Source organism: Bacillus sp. FSL M7-1020, assembly GCF_038050415.1.
Lineage (GTDB): Bacteria > Bacillota > Bacilli > Bacillales > Bacillaceae_G > Bacillus_A > Bacillus_A toyonensis.
In genome coordinates this window covers 3,956,061-3,972,015 of record NZ_JBBOTW010000001.1, presented here as the reverse complement: position 1 = coordinate 3,972,015, position 15,955 = coordinate 3,956,061, and the positions used below count along the sequence as shown (strand labels likewise).

General features: G+C 34.9%; 21 protein-coding genes. 17 read left to right on the top strand and 4 right to left on the bottom strand.

Translation table 11 applies throughout. The annotated features are described in order from the left end of the window. The first annotated feature begins 199 nt into the window (after window positions 1–199). Both MHB70_RS20345 and MHB70_RS20340 read left to right on the top strand, forming a co-directional pair. Window positions 200–1,585, top strand: a complete 1,386-nt coding sequence (locus tag MHB70_RS20345) for an alkaline phosphatase (RefSeq protein WP_000714919.1) — start codon at window positions 200–202, stop codon at window positions 1,583–1,585. Window positions 1,586–1,639: 54 nt separating this feature from the next. After that, window positions 1,640–2,107 (top strand): hypothetical protein, encoded by a 468-nt coding sequence (locus tag MHB70_RS20340; protein ID WP_001210411.1) that lies wholly within the window; start codon window positions 1,640–1,642, stop codon window positions 2,105–2,107. Window positions 2,108–2,135: 28 nt separating this feature from the next. Here the strand turns inward: MHB70_RS20340 and MHB70_RS20335 are convergent, their stop codons facing one another. Then, entirely contained in the window at window positions 2,136–2,786 is a 651-nt protein-coding gene (locus MHB70_RS20335; RefSeq protein ID WP_000456209.1) for a GTP pyrophosphokinase, read from the bottom strand. A 351-nt stretch (window positions 2,787–3,137) separates the two neighbouring features. On the opposite strand from MHB70_RS20335, the gene MHB70_RS20330 reads away from it, so the two are divergent. The 3 genes from MHB70_RS20330 (at window position 3,138) to MHB70_RS20320 (ending at window position 5,643) form a co-directional block, all read left to right on the top strand. Beyond that, entirely contained in the window at window positions 3,138–3,764 is a 627-nt protein-coding gene (locus MHB70_RS20330) for a nitroreductase family protein (RefSeq protein ID WP_000931468.1), read from the top strand. 144 nt (window positions 3,765–3,908) lie between these two features. Continuing rightward, on the top strand, window positions 3,909–4,058 hold the full coding sequence (gene rpmG / locus MHB70_RS20325) for a 50S ribosomal protein L33 (RefSeq protein WP_001265617.1): 150 nt from the start codon (window positions 3,909–3,911) through the stop codon (window positions 4,056–4,058). Window positions 4,059–4,149: 91 nt separating this feature from the next. Next, entirely contained in the window at window positions 4,150–5,643 is a 1,494-nt protein-coding gene (locus tag MHB70_RS20320) for a YcdB/YcdC domain-containing protein (protein ID WP_001072079.1), read from the top strand. A 46-nt stretch (window positions 5,644–5,689) separates the two neighbouring features. On the opposite strand, the gene MHB70_RS20315 is transcribed toward MHB70_RS20320, so the two are convergent. Then, entirely contained in the window at window positions 5,690–5,917 is a 228-nt protein-coding gene (locus MHB70_RS20315) for a hypothetical protein (RefSeq protein WP_061529651.1), read from the bottom strand. 260 nt (window positions 5,918–6,177) lie between these two features. On the opposite strand from MHB70_RS20315, the gene sigK reads away from it, so the two are divergent. Beyond that, window positions 6,178–6,891 carry an RNA polymerase sporulation sigma factor SigK gene (sigK, locus tag MHB70_RS20310; protein WP_000051382.1) on the top strand — a complete coding sequence of 238 codons (714 nt, stop codon included), beginning with the start codon at window positions 6,178–6,180 and terminating at the stop codon, window positions 6,889–6,891. A 294-nt stretch (window positions 6,892–7,185) separates the two neighbouring features. After that, window positions 7,186–7,974, top strand: a complete 789-nt coding sequence (locus tag MHB70_RS20305) for a phosphatidylserine decarboxylase (protein WP_061529650.1) — start codon at window positions 7,186–7,188, stop codon at window positions 7,972–7,974. Window positions 7,975–8,112: 138 nt separating this feature from the next. On the opposite strand, the gene MHB70_RS20300 is transcribed toward MHB70_RS20305, so the two are convergent. Continuing rightward, complete coding sequence (locus tag MHB70_RS20300) at window positions 8,113–8,268, bottom strand: sporulation histidine kinase inhibitor Sda (RefSeq protein WP_000850093.1); 156 nt, start codon at window positions 8,266–8,268, stop codon at window positions 8,113–8,115. Between the two features lie 246 nt (window positions 8,269–8,514). Here MHB70_RS20300 and MHB70_RS20295 point away from each other — a divergent pair, with 246 nt between their 5' ends. The 8 genes from MHB70_RS20295 (at window position 8,515) to MHB70_RS20260 (ending at window position 13,647) form a co-directional block, all read left to right on the top strand. Continuing rightward, window positions 8,515–9,027, top strand: a complete 513-nt coding sequence (locus MHB70_RS20295) for a YqeG family HAD IIIA-type phosphatase (RefSeq protein WP_000765312.1) — start codon at window positions 8,515–8,517, stop codon at window positions 9,025–9,027. A 3-nt stretch (window positions 9,028–9,030) separates the two neighbouring features. After that, on the top strand, window positions 9,031–10,137 hold the full coding sequence (yqeH, locus tag MHB70_RS20290; RefSeq protein ID WP_000140803.1) for a ribosome biogenesis GTPase YqeH: 1,107 nt from the start codon (window positions 9,031–9,033) through the stop codon (window positions 10,135–10,137). Window positions 10,138–10,152: 15 nt separating this feature from the next. Further along, window positions 10,153–10,983 (top strand): shikimate dehydrogenase, encoded by an 831-nt coding sequence (aroE, locus tag MHB70_RS20285; RefSeq protein WP_000812081.1) that lies wholly within the window; start codon window positions 10,153–10,155, stop codon window positions 10,981–10,983. Window positions 10,984–10,987: 4 nt separating this feature from the next. After that, a complete protein-coding gene (yhbY, locus tag MHB70_RS20280; RefSeq protein ID WP_000955228.1) occupies window positions 10,988–11,281 on the top strand; it encodes a ribosome assembly RNA-binding protein YhbY in 294 nt (97 codons plus the stop codon). A gap of 138 nt (window positions 11,282–11,419) precedes the next feature. Then, window positions 11,420–11,989 carry a nicotinate-nucleotide adenylyltransferase gene (locus tag MHB70_RS20275; RefSeq protein ID WP_001226034.1) on the top strand — a complete coding sequence of 190 codons (570 nt, stop codon included), beginning with the start codon at window positions 11,420–11,422 and terminating at the stop codon, window positions 11,987–11,989. Then, complete coding sequence (yqeK, locus tag MHB70_RS20270) at window positions 11,979–12,548, top strand: bis(5'-nucleosyl)-tetraphosphatase (symmetrical) YqeK (protein WP_001078252.1); 570 nt, start codon at window positions 11,979–11,981, stop codon at window positions 12,546–12,548. Before MHB70_RS20275 ends, yqeK begins: the two co-directional genes overlap by 11 nt. Continuing rightward, window positions 12,545–12,901 (top strand): ribosome silencing factor, encoded by a 357-nt coding sequence (rsfS, locus tag MHB70_RS20265; RefSeq protein WP_000653199.1) that lies wholly within the window; start codon window positions 12,545–12,547, stop codon window positions 12,899–12,901. Before yqeK ends, rsfS begins: the two co-directional genes overlap by 4 nt. Next, a complete protein-coding gene (locus MHB70_RS20260; RefSeq protein WP_000873061.1) occupies window positions 12,898–13,647 on the top strand; it encodes a class I SAM-dependent methyltransferase in 750 nt (249 codons plus the stop codon). Before rsfS ends, MHB70_RS20260 begins: the two co-directional genes overlap by 4 nt. Window positions 13,648–13,819: 172 nt before the next feature. On the opposite strand, the gene comER is transcribed toward MHB70_RS20260, so the two are convergent. After that, on the bottom strand, window positions 13,820–14,647 hold the full coding sequence (gene comER / locus MHB70_RS20255) for a late competence protein ComER (protein WP_001020544.1): 828 nt from the start codon (window positions 14,645–14,647) through the stop codon (window positions 13,820–13,822). Between the two features lie 77 nt (window positions 14,648–14,724). Between comER and MHB70_RS20250 the strand changes: the two genes are divergently transcribed. Next, window positions 14,725–15,321, top strand: a complete 597-nt coding sequence (locus MHB70_RS20250; protein WP_000989947.1) for a helix-hairpin-helix domain-containing protein — start codon at window positions 14,725–14,727, stop codon at window positions 15,319–15,321. Window positions 15,322–15,384: 63 nt separating this feature from the next. After that, on the top strand, window positions 15,385–15,942 hold the full coding sequence (locus MHB70_RS20245; RefSeq protein ID WP_000439772.1) for a ComE operon protein 2: 558 nt from the start codon (window positions 15,385–15,387) through the stop codon (window positions 15,940–15,942). The last annotated feature ends 13 nt before the right edge of the window (window positions 15,943–15,955 follow it).

Below are 15,955 nucleotides of genomic sequence, written 5' to 3'. Positions count from 1 at the left end.
TTACGTTAAAGGGAATCCAACTTGTTTATATTTAGATTGTAAAGGGAACGATGCTTGATATGAAAAGACAAACTTATACAAATTATAACTTATATTTACATAAGTTAACAAAAAATTTACATATAACTAATTTTCCCTTAACAGTCTTCTATTAAATTTGATAGTGGGAAATGAATAACCTAATTAGGGGGACAAGACAGTGAAAAAGTTTGTAAAAAAAGCATGGCCATTTGCAGTTGTGGCGTCGTTAGCAGTTACTTCGGTAGCAACATGGAATTTTACACGTTCTAGTGAGGTTAATGCAGATGAGAGCGGAAACAATGCAAAGATTAAAAATGTTATTGTGTTAATTGGAGATGGCATGGGTCCTTCATATATGACGGCTCATCGTTATATGAAGGATAATCCAAAAACATTCGAGATGGAATCTACAGAATTTGATAAGCATCTTGTAGGAACACAAAAAACATATCCGGAAGATGAACATGAAAATATTACAGACTCTGCATCAGCGGCAACAGCTATGTCAGCAGGGATTAAAACATATAATGCGGCAATTGCGGTTGATAATGATAAAGCAGAAGTGAAAACTGTTCTTGAACAAGCGAAAGAAAAAGGGAAATCAACGGGACTTGTTGCGACTTCTGAAATTACACATGCAACACCAGCTGCTTTCGGTGCTCATGATATTAGCCGTAAAAATATGGACGCAATTGCAAATGATTATTTTGATGAAAAAATTAAAGGGAAGCATAAAGTTGATGTTATGCTTGGCGGCGGTGTAAAGAACTTTGTTAGAAAAGATCGTAATCTTACAGAAGAGTTTAAGAAATCTGGTTATAGCTACGTAACAGATCGAGATCAATTGTTAAATGATAAAAATGATCAAATCCTTGGTTTATTTGCACCAGGCGGTTTAGATAAAATGATTGATCGCAATGAGAAAACACCTTCACTAGAAGAAATGACGAATGCAGCAATTGAACGTTTAAACAAAAACAAAGATGGTTTCTTCTTAATGGTTGAAGGAAGTCAAATCGACTGGGCTGGGCATGATAATGATATTGTCGGTGCAATGAGTGAAATGGAGGACTTTGAAAAAGCATTTAAAGCAGCGATTGAGTTTGCGAAAAAAGATAAAAATACGTTAGTCGTTGCAACCGCAGACCACGCTACAGGTGGATTATCTCTAGGTGCGAATGGTGAGTACAACTTTAAAGTAGATCCAATTAAAGCTGCAAAACGTACACCAGACTTTATGGCAAATGAGATTGCAAAAGGTGCAAATGTAGAAGAAACATTGAAAAAATATATCGATTTACAATTAACACCAGAAGAAATTAAAGCTGTAAATGATATAGCTCCATCAAAAGATGTAACGAAGATTGATAATGCGATTGAAGATATCTTCAATAAGCGTTCGGTTACAGGGTGGACAACAGGTGGACATACAGGTGAAGATGTAAACGTATATGCATTTGGACCAGGTAAATACTTATTCTCCGGTGTTCAAGAGAATACAAATATAGCGAAACGTGTCTTTGATATTGTTGGTGGTGGCGACCCGAATAAAGGAAGACGCTAATTATGAACGAAAGTGAGGCAAAATGCCTCACTTTTCTTTTTAGGAGATGGACAGATGAGATTTTTTTTACGGAATTTAAGTTTTCTTCTATTCTTTGTATTATTGCTAGTTGGATGTCAACCTCAAGAGAATAATATAGAACAAAAACCTACTACGAAAAAAACTGAAGAAAAAGTACAGATAACGAAAGAGGAAGAACAGTCTATTCAAGATGTTATTGAGGCATTTGTACGGACGACGAATGAACGAAAATTTGCTGAACATATGGAGTTATTTTCAAAGAAGCTACCTAGTGCCGAAGACTTAAAAACACAAAAAGAAGCAGCTTTTCAAAAAGGAAATAAAAAAATTGAATTGGAACATATAGATATGAAAGCTAGTAAAGCAGGATATATCATTGTTGAAACAAAGGAAAAAGAATTAGATGGGGAAATTGCTATTCAAAAGAAAGTACAGTATGCGCTTGGAAAAGAAGATGAGACCTGGAAGATCGAAGAGGTCCGCACGATAGAGAAGAAATAAAAAAGGTTCTCCTTGAAGAGAACCTTTTTTATAGTGGTAACAGAATTTGATTTGAGCATGCTTCAATGTCATCAATATCTTGGCGAATGGTTGCCATTTTATTATCAAGATCTTCAGCTTTCATTGCTGCATCATGTAGTTCATCTTTTAAATATTCAGGTATATTTCCTTCATATTTATAATAAAGTTTATGTTCTAAACTTGCCCAAAAGTCCATTGCAAGTGTACGTAACTGAATTTCTGCAAATACATCTTTTGTACCAGAATTTAGTGATAAGGGATACTTAATAATCATGTGTAAACTTTTATATCCGTTTCCTTTTGGGTTAGCGATATAATCTTTTACTTCTATGACTTCCATATCCTCACGCTTTTGAATTACTTCTTTTAAATGATAGATGTCTTCTACGAAGCAACATGTAATACGAATACCAATGATATCTTGCAAATTTGTTTGAGCATTTTCAATTGTTGGCAATAAGTTTTTTCGCTCTAGCTTTTTTATAATACTTTCAGGTTGTTTTAGTCTAGTTTTTATATGTTCAAACGGGTTGTAATCCTCTAAAAATTGAGCTTCCCGGTTCATAATTTCAAATTTTGTTTTTAACTCTTCTAAAGCAAATGTATACGGTAATACAAAAGCTTTCCAGTAGTTAACTGTTGATTGATTATATTCCATTTATATACACACCTTTTCCTATTTACAAGTGAGGTTGTTATTTATACTAAATACCAAATCATATAAGCGCAAGCAGCAAATGATGAGATCATAAAACGATATTTAGTTTTCATACTTTCAACTCCTTTCGAGTGAGATTCTATATGAGTAAACGTGATTGTTAATAAATTCACTATGTACAACTTCTATAGTAATAGATTCATGTGAATTTCGTATGAACTAATTGTTTCAGCTTTTTGTCTTTTTTTTTGTAAATCATAATTATTATCTGTAATTTAAAGTGTTTTAATTTGATTTATTCATTTGTATAAATTAATGTATATTTAAATTTATAGTTATTAAGGAGGATATATGTTGAACTTTGAAGAATTGGCAACTGCTAGGCGTTCCGCAATGAAATTTATACAAGGCATAGAAATCCCTGATGAGGATTTTAAAAAAATATTTGAGTTAACAAAGCTTTCCCCCTCTTGTTATAATTTGCAACATGCACATTATGTCGTAATTCGTGATCAAGAGCGAAAAGAAAAATTAAAAGAATTAGCTTTCGGACAATATAAAGTAGCGAGTGCATCTGCTGTAGTGCTTGTTTGTGGTGATAAGAGAGCGTATCAAAATGTTGAAAATATTTATTTTGGTATGAAGGTTTTAAAAATGATTGATGAATGTGAATATGAAGATACAATTAGGCAAACGAAAGGGTTATATGAAAGAAAAGGAGAGCGCTTCATGGAAGAGGAAGCGATTAGAAATGCTTCGTTAAGCGCAATGACTTTTATGTACGCTGCTAAATATTACGGCTATGATACGTGTCCAATGATTGGTTTTGATGAAAAAGCAGTACAAAATGAGTTGAATATGCCAGGGCATATAGTACCTGTTTTAATGGTTACGATAGGGAAAAGTGATACCACTAAAATTCGTCCTAGAGGATATCGAAAGCCAATTAGCGAGTTCGTTACATACGAATCGTTTTAATCAAAATGATAGATTACTAAAAACAAAAGGGTTCTATTTAGAATCCTTTTGTTGTGTGATTGACAAATAGAATGAAGTTATATAATATATAAATCGTAATCATTACGTTTTATTTGCAATCTTTGAAAGAGAGGAGAATTACATATGCGTGTAAATATTACATTAGCTTGTACGGAGTGCGGTGATCGTAATTACATTTCTAAAAAAAATAAACGAAACAATCCCGAGCGCATCGAACTAAAAAAATATTGTCCACGATTAAAGCGAGTAACGTTACATCGTGAAACGAAGTAAAAGACTAGAGATTTCTCTAGTCTTTTTTTATTAATAAGTTTTGGATTTGTTTGTTATAATTACCTTAAATTGTAACGCAGGGAGAGGTATGATGAATCAAAAAGATAAAGAAAGAAAAGAGCAAGTGGCTCATATGATTGACATTCCAGATGAATATAGGCTTGTTGTAGATGATCAAGAAGGTGTGGATGACCCATATCATCTAGTATGGTGGGAGCATAAAGAGGATGAGGAGAGAACGATACAAATTACGTTGAATAGACATACTGGTAATTTAATTGAATTTAGTATAGATGATGAAATTTATTTTTCGAGTGGTAAGGAAGCGATAGATGAGAATAAAGCAAGAGAGATTGCAAATGCATTCTTAAAAAAATATACAAAAGAAGGATATGAGTTTTATACATATATAACGGTTAAGGATGACAGGCGTGGGTGGAAAGAAGTAAATTATATGCAAGAAGTGAATGGCTACCCATTACGGAATGCAGGGTGTGTTGTGCGAGTTCATCCTTCAGGCAATGTTGTACATTTTCGTTATAATGGACAAAAAGCTATTGAGAAAAAACCGTTATGGCCAAGTGAAATTGTTGAGGAGAACGTCGTTTTAGAAAATCTGAAAGCTAGACAAGATATGAGACTTGTATTTGTAGATTTAACACATTCCCCATGTAAATATGAAAATGGTGAGGAAGTAAAAGGGTATCATCTCGTATATGAACCAGAACCTAGTCATGCGTTTATTGATGCAAGTACAGGTAAAGATTTGTTTGGAACAGATCATTATAAATTGCCTCTAACTGTAGCTGTTGAAAACCCGAAAAAAGGTATTCGACAAGATGATATATTCGATTTGTTTGATTGGGATAAAGAAAATTTTACAAAAGTTGCTGAGAAGGAAAATGATTATGAAATAAGGATGAAATTTGTTCCGAAAGAGGAATTACAGAAACAGAAAGAAGAAAAGAATCCATATTTAATGAATGAATTTTTTAAAAAGCATTTACCGATGTTAAAATATAATAATTTTGTTGGCATTATGATTGATAAATCTACCAATGAATTAACTGGTTTTATAAAACTGACAGACGATAATGAAGTAAAGCAAATACTGTCTAGAGAGGAATGCATACAAAAAGCACTTCAATTTTTGGAACAAGTTATTCCAGATGTCACACAATATCTACGTCTTTGGGAAGAACGTGAAGAAGCAGAAGATGGGATTGAAAGGTTTACCTTTTCCGTATATGTGAATGGTATTCCAGCAGAGTATAACCAATTTAGAGTCAATATCAATGCAGAAAATGGTGCTGTGATGCACTACTCCGGAGAGTCTAGCAAATTTATAAAAGAATTACTTACATATGAAACAACAATAAAAATAACAAAAGAAAAAGCGCTAGAAATATACAGAGGGGCCATGCGAGTGAATTTAGAATGGTTTTTAGAAAATGATGTAGAGGAAACGAACTACGTACTACTGTATAAACAAACAACGGATGAAAATCATAAAGAATCCTTCGATTGTAGTCGAGAAATTCGTTATATTGATGCGCATACTGGGGAGAAAATTTGGAGTGAATAAGGAAAAGGTCTTCGAGAGAAGACCTTTTTTTAGAAATAACGATTTATTATTCGTATATATCGATTTTGTATAACCACTTTTGTACACTAGCAGGTGGTCCTTCTGTTCTCCACTTTGTTGTGCACATTCCACAGGAACAGTGAATTTTTCCTTTTGCAAAAATACCAGCTGTTTTAGGTGTATGTCCCCATGCATGTTTTACGATAATCATCTTTCGGCGCATCGTACGCTGACGTTGGTGCCTTGTATAAGCACGTGTTCTTTCAAATTTCATATTTGTATAATCCCTCCTTGTAGTACAAGTAGCTTGCAAGAGCGTACAAGGAGTTCATCTCTTACCAGCTACTTATGAACAAGAGGGTAATGAAATGTTTCATATTCCACTCTCCAATCTTTTGTTTAAGTATATGTAGCAAAGCTTTTTGAGACAAATATTATGCGTAAAAACATATTGGAATGATATCGTACAGACACAAACAACCTCACGCCCACATACACATAATAAAGACCACTATTTTGGCGGAGGTGAAAGGTTTGAGTCTATTCGCCGCAATTGGATATATGGTTCGAGAAGTGTTTGTCTTTGTTTCTTATGTGAAGAACAATGCGTTCCCGCAGCCGTTATCATCAGATGATGAGAGAAAGTACTTAGAGTTAATGGAGCAAGGTGATGCTCAAGCGAGAAATCTTTTAATTGAACATAATTTACGGCTTGTAGCTCATATCGTTAAAAAATTTGAAAACACAGGAGAAGATGCAGAAGATTTAATTTCAATTGGTACAATTGGGCTCATTAAAGCAATTGAGAGTTATTCAGCAGGGAAAGGAACAAAGCTTGCGACGTATGCAGCACGCTGTATTGAAAACGAAATTTTGATGCATTTACGTGTACTAAAGAAAACGAAAAAAGACGTTTCACTTCATGATCCGATCGGGCAAGATAAAGAGGGGAATGAAATATCGCTTATTGATATATTAAAATCTGAGTCTGAAGATGTAATTGATATGATTCAGCTTAGTATGGAGTTAGAAAAGATTAAAGAGTATATCGATATTTTAGACGAACGAGAGAAAGAAGTTATCGTAAAGCGCTTTGGACTTGGGCTTGATAAGGAGAAAACGCAGCGGGAGATTGCGAAGGCACTTGGTATTTCAAGGAGCTACGTATCAAGAATTGAAAAGCGTGCGTTAATGAAAATGTTCCATGAATTTGTAAGAGCAGAGAAAGAGAAAAAAGCGAAAGAATAATGTGCATTGCAAGCAGCCAAATTTTAAAGTGGGCTGCTTTTCTTTTTGTAAATAAGGAAAGAAAACGAGTTGTATTAAGAAGAAATACATGTTCACTGTTGAAAATGACGGATTCTATCTGTAATATTAGAGGGTGCTAAACAATTTAAGAATAATACCATACTTAACTTAGTTTTCGATTTGCATAATGAACAGTTCTATATGATATGTGGGAATAAGAACCAGTTTTACATATGATATAGAAAGAAAATAAGGGAAAACTAAAGTTATAGACTGGTTAGGAGGTTTCGCAATTTGCGACGTACATTATATCGACTTATGATAGAACTTACAAATGGTCGCTTTACTTCTTATATATTACGTAAATTTGCACAATCTCGTTTGAGCTCCATCATAATTCCATCATATGCGAAAGTTTTTCAAATTAATCAAGATGAGATGGAAAAGGGTTTGAAGGAATATAGAACATTGCATGACTTATTTACGCGTAGGCTAAAAGAAGGAAAGCGTAGTATTGATACAGATACATCGAGTATCGTTAGCCCTGTTGATGGTGTTTTTGCTGACCACGGTCCTATTGAGGATACAAAAACATTTGATATTAAAGGTAAGCGTTATTCAATTGTGGATATGCTAGATAATGAAGAACGTGCAAAGCGATATGCAGGCGGTACATACATGGTCATTTATTTGAGTCCAAGTCATTATCATCGCATTCATAGTCCACTTTCTGGGGCTGTGACTGAAAGATTTGTACTCGGTAGAAAATCATATCCGGTAAATGCAGCTGGTATGGAATACGGTAAAGAACCACTGTCAAAAAATTATCGTTCTGTTACAGAAGTGAATAGTGACGGCGAACATATGGCACTTGTAAAAGTAGGGGCTATGTTTGTTAATAGTATTGAGCTTTTGCATGAAAGAAGTACTGTTCAAAAAGGTGAAGAAATGGCATACTTTACATTTGGTTCAACAGTTGTATTATTGTTTGAAAAAGATATGATAGAAGTAGTGCAGAATTTGAAGAGCGGACAAGAACTTCGTCTCGGTGAAAAAATTGCTACTCGATTAACTCACAAGTAAAGAGAAGATTTTATAATCGTAAATAAGAGTTATGGACAAAGATGCTTAATGATGAAATCCCCTAGATGGGAGTACTTGTTTATTCGAGAGCCATCGTAGGATGGCTCTTTTTACAGGTTATTAGTAATCTATATGTACTCAAGAAGATTTGGCAAGCTTGTCCTCTAATGAGCGTCTAATAATTTCTTGTTTTATAAGTAAAATGAAGTCGGGATTTAATTTTAGTTCTTTTGCTTTATAATAAGACTCAGTGAGTAACTCAGTAGATAACTGTTCCATATGTTTTGTTTTCAAGGTGAGTCACCTCCTAATAATATAAGGATTGATTCGTTGTTGCATTTAATGTACCAAAAAAATATGACAGTCACAAACAAGTGGTTATCCACATACCACAGTGGATAAATTGTGTATAGATTGTTAGTAAATTCCAAATTGACTGAAAAATTAATGTGGAAAGTGTGTACAATTTTATCCACAGGTTGTATATCGAAAAATGTTGTCGAAAAATTTTATGAAAAATCCTCAAAGAGGTGAAAGAAATTGAAATTATTTTTACCAAATGAATATGTGAAAAATGTATATCATGTTCAACCAGAAGATTTGAAAAAACGTGGAATTAAAGGAGTTATTACTGATTTAGATAACACGTTAATTGAATGGGATCGTCCAAATGCAACGCCGCAACTTGAAGAGTGGTTTTTAAAAATGAAAGAGCAAGGCATTCAAGTAACGGTCGTTTCGAATAATAATGAGCAACGTGTGAAAGACTTTGCTGATCCATTAAATATTCCATTTATTCATAGTGCACGTAAACCATTTGTTCGTGCATTTAAGCGTGCGATACAAGAGATGCACCTGCAGCCGGATGAAGTTGTAGTAATTGGGGATCAGTTGCTTACAGATGTGCTTGGTGGAAATCGTGTAGGACTTCATACAATCTTAGTTGTGCCAGTAGCGCAAACGGATGGATTGGTGACTCGCTTTAATCGAAAAATTGAACGAAGAATTATGAAAAATATGAAGAAAAAAGGTTTAATTAACTGGGAGGAATAAAGTTTGACTGAAACAATTAAATGTATTGGTTGCGGTGTAGAAATTCAAACAGAAAATAAAAATGAAGTTGGGTATGCGCCTGCCTCATCTTTAGAAAAAGAGCAAGTGATTTGTCAACGCTGTTTTCGCTTGAAACATTACAATGAAATTCAAGATGTATCGCTAACAGATGATGACTTCCTACGCATTCTAAATGGAATTGGAAGGTCAGATGCATTAGTAGTCAAGATTGTAGATATTTTTGATTTTAATGGTAGCTGGTTACCTGGCTTACATCGTTTCGTAGGAAATAATAAAGTATTACTTGTAGGAAATAAGGCGGATTTAATTCCTAAGTCAGTAAAACATGATAAAGTAAAGCATTGGATGCGCTATAGTGCAAAGCAGTTAGGATTAAAGCCAGAGGATGTCTTTTTAATTAGTGCAGCGAAGGGACAAGGGATTGCTGAATTAGCGGATGCTATTGAGTATTATCGCGACGGCAAAGATGTTTACGTTGTTGGATGTACGAATGTAGGAAAATCTACATTTATTAATCGTATGATTAAAGAATTTAGTGATGAGACTGAAAATGTAATTACAACATCTCATTTCCCAGGAACAACACTTGACTTAATTGATATTCCATTAGACGAAGAATCTTCTTTATATGATACGCCAGGTATTATTAACCACCATCAAATGGCTCATTATGTTGGAAAGGAAAGCTTAAAGCTTATTACACCAACAAAAGAAATTAAGCCGATGGTATTCCAATTAAATGAGGAACAAACATTATTCTTTAGTGGATTGGCACGCTTTGATTATGTAAGTGGTGGTCGTCGTGCGTTTACTTGTCACTTCTCAAATCGTTTAACAATTCATCGTACAAAGCTTGAGAAAGCAGATGAATTGTATAAAAATCATGCCGGAGATTTACTAAGCCCGCCAACACCAGAAGAATTAGAAAATATGCCTGAGCTGGTGAAATACGAGTTTAATATTCGTGAACCGAAAACGGACGTTGTATTCTCTGGATTAGGATGGGTTACTGTAAACGAATCAGGAGCAAAAATTGTTGCTCACGTACCAAAAGGAGTAAGTGTTTCATTGCGTAAATCTTTAATTTAATATGGAGAGGGATTTATGAAACAATTATATGGTGTAATCGGAAATCCAATTGGACATTCATTATCGCCCGTTATGCATAACGATGCATTTGAACACTTGAATATGGATGCCCATTATCATGCGTTTCTTGTAGAAGAAGGGCTAGGGGAAGCAGTAAGAGGTTTAAAAGCGTTAGGTATTTCAGGATTTAATGTAACAACTCCGCACAAAGTTGCTATTATGGATTATTTGGATGAGATTGACCCACTAGCAAGGCAAATTGGTGCAGTAAATACAGTGGTTCATAAGGATGGAAAATTAATTGGCTACAATACAGATGGAATCGGTTTTGTCCGAGCCTTACAGTCAATTAGTAGTGAACCACTTCAAGAGAAACGTATTTTATTACTTGGCGCTGGTGGTGCTAGCCGAGCTATTTATTTTTCTCTTGCTGATGTAGGTGTGAAAGAAATTGATGTAGCAAATCGTACAGTCGATAAGGCGAAAGAACTTATTGCTGCATGTGCGGCTGATGTTCATTCTGTTGCTTTATCGTTAGAAAAAGCGACAGAAGAACAAGGGAATTATGATATTATCATTCAGACGACAACAAGAGGTATGCATCCGCATGTCGAACATACGCCATTACAAATTTGTTCGTTAAAAGAAGGAACAATTGTATCAGATATAATTTATAATCCATTTGAAACGAAAATTTTATGTGAGGCAAAAGAGCAAGGTGCAATCATTCAAAATGGTATTGATATGTTTGTTTATCAAGGGGCACTTGCATTTGAAATGTGGACAGGACGCGTGCCAAATATTGATAGAATGAAACAATTAGTAATGAGAAAGCTTGGAGGCTAATTATATGTTAACAGGAAAACAAAAAAGATTTTTACGTGCACAGGCACATCATTTAACACCAATTTTTCAGGTTGGAAAAGGCGGCGTAAATGAAAATATGGTGAAACAAATTGGAGAAGCATTAGAGGTTCGTGAATTATTTAAAGTGAGCGTGCTACAAAATTGTGAATTCGATCGTCGTGAAGTTGCAGAAGAACTTGCACAAGGTGCACGTGCTGAAATCGTTCAAGTAATTGGAAGCACAATTGTTTTATATAAAGAATCAAGAGAAAATAAACAAATTAAGCTTCCTCGATAAAAAGATTAGCATGCGGTACTTTTATTGCTAGTGCTTAATGATGTAGAGAGCGAAACCAATTGAACTTTTATTAACAGTGAACTCTCTTCGAATTGATAGGAAGAGAGTTGCTGTATGTAAAAGGAAGGGGCGTTTCTTTTGAGAAAAATTGGCATCATTGGCGGTACATTTGATCCGCCTCATTATGGGCATTTGCTAATTGCAAATGAAGTATATCACGCTTTGGACTTGGAAGAAGTATGGTTCCTGCCAAATCAAATTCCGCCACATAAACAAGGGCGGAATATTACAAGTGTAGAAAGTCGTTTAAAGATGTTAGAGCTTGCGACTGAGGAAGAAGCATACTTTTCAATTTGTTTAGAAGAGCTAAACAGAGAAGGCCCATCTTATACGTATGACACTATGTTACAATTAACGGAAAAGTATCCGGATGTGCAGTTCCACTTTATTATTGGTGGAGATATGGTTGAGTATTTGCCAAAGTGGTATAACATTGAAAAGTTACTTACACTTGTAACTTTCGTTGGAGTTACGAGACCAGGTTATACATTGCATACGCCTTATAATATTGTAAAAGTGGAAATTCCAGAGTTTGCAGTTTCTTCTTCTTTGTTACGTGAGAGGTATATGGAGAAGAAAACGTGCAAATATTTACTTCCGGAAAAAGTACAGGTATATATCGAGAGGAATGGGTTGTATGAATCGTGAGGAAGCACTTCATATTGTGAAACAACAAATGCATGAAAAGCGTTATGTACACACAATAGGTGTAATGGAAACAGCGATTGAACTGGCTCGTTTATATGATGTAGATGAGAAAAAGGCAGAAACAGCTGCTATCTTTCATGATTATGCAAAATGTAGAGCGATTTCAGAAATGGAAGAGATTATTAAGAGGGAAGGTTTGCCGAAGGATCTACTTCACTATAACAAAGAGTTATGGCATGCACCTGTTGGGGCATACTTAGTAGAAAAAGAAGTAGGCATTACGGATCCTGAAATTTTGCAAGCTATTACATACCATACAAGTGGTCATGAGAAAATGACGATGTTAGATAAAGTGATTTATGTAGCAGATTACATTGAGCCGGGGCGTAAGTTTCCTGGTGTAGAAGAAGCGAGAAAACTCGCATATAAAGATATAAATCAAGCGTTACTGTTTGCTTTAAAGCGAACAATTCAATTTTTAATGGAAAAAGATCAAACGATTTATCCATTAACATTCCAAACATACAATGCAGTTATCAAGGAGGAAATTATTAAATGAAAGATAAAGATTTATTAGTATTAGCAGCAAAAGCAGCTGATGATAAGAGAGCAGAAGATATGGTTGTACTAAATATGCAAGGGATTTCACCAATTGCAGACTATTTCATTATTTGTCACGGAAACTCTGATAAACAGGTGCAAGCAATTGCGCGTGAAATTAAAGCGAAGGCGCATGAATTCGAAATTAATGTACAACGTATGGAAGGTTTTGATGAGGCTCGTTGGGTATTAGTAGACCTTGGTGATGTGGTTGCTCATGTATTCCATAAAGATGAGCGTGATCACTACAATTTAGAGCGTCTATGGGGCGATGTACCACGTGAAGATATTACTGAAGAGTTAGATCAATGAAATACGAACAATTTGCATTACTGTATGACGAACTGATGAATGATGTCCCGTATGATAAATGGGTAGAGTTCACAGAGGAAAGTTTGCAGCATGCGGGCATGAAAGAGGCAAAAATTCTTGATGTAGCATGTGGAACTGGTAACGTAACACTACCGCTTATGCGAAAAGGTTATGATTTAACTGGTGTAGATCTTTCAGAAGAAATGTTAACTGTCGCACAGCAGAAATTAGGAGGAGAAGGTTATTTTCTTCCTTTTTACCAACAAGATATGAGAGAACTTGATGTTCCTGGTGAATTTGATTGTGTAACAATCTTTTGTGATTCGTTAAACTATGTATTGCAAGAAGATGGAGTGCAAGAAACGTTTAGAAGAGTCTTCCATCATTTACGTCAAGATGGCTTGTTTTTATTCGACGTACACTCTTTATATAAAATACATCACGTATTTCAAAATGAAACATATACAGTGAATGGCGAGGAAATATCACTTATTTGGAACTGTTTCCCTGGAGAAGAATCCAATAGTGTGGAACATGATTTGACATTCTTTGTACAAGATCCAGAAGAAGATGTATATCATCGTTTTGATGAATGTCACGTGCAACGAGCATATTCGGTTGAAGAATTAACGAAATGGCTTGAAGAGGCTGGATTTACAGTGCTTCGCGTCACAGGAGACTTTGAACGAATTGAAGTGACAGAACAAACAGAGCGCATCTTTTTTATGGCGAAGAAGAATGGATAAAACAAAAGCAACCGATAAGGTTGCTTTTGTTTTTTAGAAAAGATTTGATTTCATTTCTAGAATATTAAAAAGATGATACATGTAAAGTACAAAAATGCTAGTTTTAGTGAAAATGTAGCATAAAAAAGATACGTATTAATAAAAAGGATTTGGAATGGCGATGGCGTATTTATTATGTGTGTTTATTGAATTGCTGATCAACGCATTTTAAATCTTCATCAAACTTCTCGTGTGTCCGTTCGATTAATTTATGAAACATATCTCCAACATGTTCTTCTAAAACTAGAATACCTTCTCCTGTAACGCCGCCTTTGACACATACCTTTTCTTGTAAGGTAGGTAATGTGAAAATCTCTTTTTCAAGTAATTTCCCCATTCCAACGACCATTTCACTTACTAAAGTAGTAGCTTCTTCATGTGTAATATTTGTTTTATCTACAGCAGCGTTAATGAAACATTGTAATAAATAACTAAAGAATGCAGGGCCGCAGCTTGCTATATCAGATGAAACGCGCGTTATATCTTCTTCTATTACAAGTGGAGTAGAAATTTTTTTGAATAGCCGAAGTAGTTTTTGTTGCCACTCTTCAGAGCATTTACTTCCAAATGTAAATAATGATGCGCCAGATAGGGCGCGGTTTGTAATGCTCGGAATGATACGTGCGACGTGGCAAGGTACAAGTGTCTCTAATTGTGATGGAGATATTGGACTTGTGATAGAAACTAAGCACTTTTCATCAGAAAAATGTTCAGCATATTTTTGTAGGATAGGGTATATATCTTTTGGTTTAACGCAAATAAAAATAAGTTGTGATTGTTCGAGTACTTCTGGGATTGTTTTGGCTATATGAATAGAAGGGTATTTTTCTTTTATATGATATGCTTTGGCAGGTGTCCGATTAATGATTGTAAGGCACGAAGGTTTGACAGCACGGGTCTCTAAAAATGCATCGATTAGTATGTTCCCCATGTTTCCTGTCCCTATAATTCCTATGTTCAATGTTTCATCCCTCCTTCGTAACAGCTTTCTCCTAAACAATATGAATGATGTTATAAATTTATGATTAGAGGTGTAAAATGATGTGGGATTTTCCGAAAAAATGGTTGGGGTTAGTAGTTATTATTGTAACTGTACTTTTTCTTTTTTTCTGGAAAACAAACCAGCATACAGAGCGATCGGTCATTGCAACGGATGTTCAGGCGAAAGATGTAGAGAAAAAAAGTAAACCGAAAATATTAGATGCAAAGGAACAGAAAAAAATACTAATTGATATGAAAGGGGCCGTTGTTAAAGAGGGGGTGTATGAAATGAAGGAAGGGGACCGGTTCAAGGATGCCGTTGAAAAGGCGGGTGGTTTTTTGCCCGAGGCAGATATAAAGAAGGTGAATTTAGCACAAATTGTACAAGACCAAATGATTCTTTATGTACCCAATAAAAATGAGCAAGTGCAAGATTTGGCTACCTCTTCAAAGGGGGAAGGGAAAGTTCAAATAAATGCAGCTTCTAAAGAGCAACTTGAAAAAATCACAGGCATTGGCTCTCGAAAAGCGGAAAGTATTTTGAAATATCGAGAGGAACATGGTCCGTTTCAGAAAATAGAAGATTTATTAAAGATTGATGGGATTGGTGTAAAGTCTTTGGAAAAAATAAAAGATCAAATTATTATTCCGTAAAAGATTGACGAAGTTTTTCTTCATTCGCTACACTACAAGTAGACAAAAAAGAAGGTGAAAAATATGGAACGAATTTCGTGGGATCAATATTTTATGACGCAAAGTCATTTGTTATCTTTACGTAGTACATGTACAAGACTTGCAGTAGGGGCAACAATCGTTCGTGACAAGCGGATTATTGCTGGCGGCTATAATGGTTCAATTAAAGGTGGGGTGCATTGTATCGATGATGGATGCTATGTCATTGATAATCATTGTGTTCGTACAATTCATGCAGAAATGAATGCTTTATTACAATGTGCCAAGTTTGGTGCGAAAACAGAGGAAGCAGAAATTTACGTTACGCATTTCCCTTGTTTACAATGTTGTAAGGCAATTATTCAAAGTGGTATTACAGCGGTTTATTATGCGCAGGATTATAAAAATCATCCATACGCCATAGAGTTATTTGAACAAGCGAATGTAACAGTGAAGCACGTTCCACTAGAATATGATATTGCTGCATTAGAGGAGCAAAAACGTTATACGGAGTTAAAAGAATTATTTGCGTCTTTCGAAAAAGATAATTTATCAATGGAAGAATTACAGCATGTATTCACGAAAGCAAAAATGATGCTATAAGGAGTGAGTATAA

Excerpts from the sequence above, each read along its gene's own strand:
- MHB70_RS20340 (WP_001210411.1), top strand. The coding sequence starts at position 1,640 with ATGAGATTTTTTTTACGGAATTTAAGTTTTCTTCTATTCTTTGTATTA.
- MHB70_RS20335 (WP_000456209.1), bottom strand. The coding sequence starts at position 2,786 with ATGGAATATAATCAATCAACAGTTAACTACTGGAAAGCTTTTGTATTA.
- MHB70_RS20330 (WP_000931468.1), top strand. The coding sequence starts at position 3,138 with ATGTTGAACTTTGAAGAATTGGCAACTGCTAGGCGTTCCGCAATGAAA.
- rpmG (WP_001265617.1), top strand. The coding sequence starts at position 3,909 with ATGCGTGTAAATATTACATTAGCTTGTACGGAGTGCGGTGATCGTAAT.
- MHB70_RS20320 (WP_001072079.1), top strand. The coding sequence starts at position 4,150 with ATGAATCAAAAAGATAAAGAAAGAAAAGAGCAAGTGGCTCATATGATT.
- MHB70_RS20315 (WP_061529651.1), bottom strand. The coding sequence starts at position 5,917 with ATGAAATTTGAAAGAACACGTGCTTATACAAGGCACCAACGTCAGCGT.
- aroE (WP_000812081.1), top strand. The coding sequence starts at position 10,153 with ATGAAACAATTATATGGTGTAATCGGAAATCCAATTGGACATTCATTA.
- yhbY (WP_000955228.1), top strand. The coding sequence starts at position 10,988 with ATGTTAACAGGAAAACAAAAAAGATTTTTACGTGCACAGGCACATCAT.
- yqeK (WP_001078252.1), top strand. The coding sequence starts at position 11,979 with ATGAATCGTGAGGAAGCACTTCATATTGTGAAACAACAAATGCATGAA.
- rsfS (WP_000653199.1), top strand. The coding sequence starts at position 12,545 with ATGAAAGATAAAGATTTATTAGTATTAGCAGCAAAAGCAGCTGATGAT.
- MHB70_RS20260 (WP_000873061.1), top strand. The coding sequence starts at position 12,898 with ATGAAATACGAACAATTTGCATTACTGTATGACGAACTGATGAATGAT.
- MHB70_RS20250 (WP_000989947.1), top strand. The coding sequence starts at position 14,725 with ATGATGTGGGATTTTCCGAAAAAATGGTTGGGGTTAGTAGTTATTATT.
- MHB70_RS20245 (WP_000439772.1), top strand. The coding sequence starts at position 15,385 with ATGGAACGAATTTCGTGGGATCAATATTTTATGACGCAAAGTCATTTG.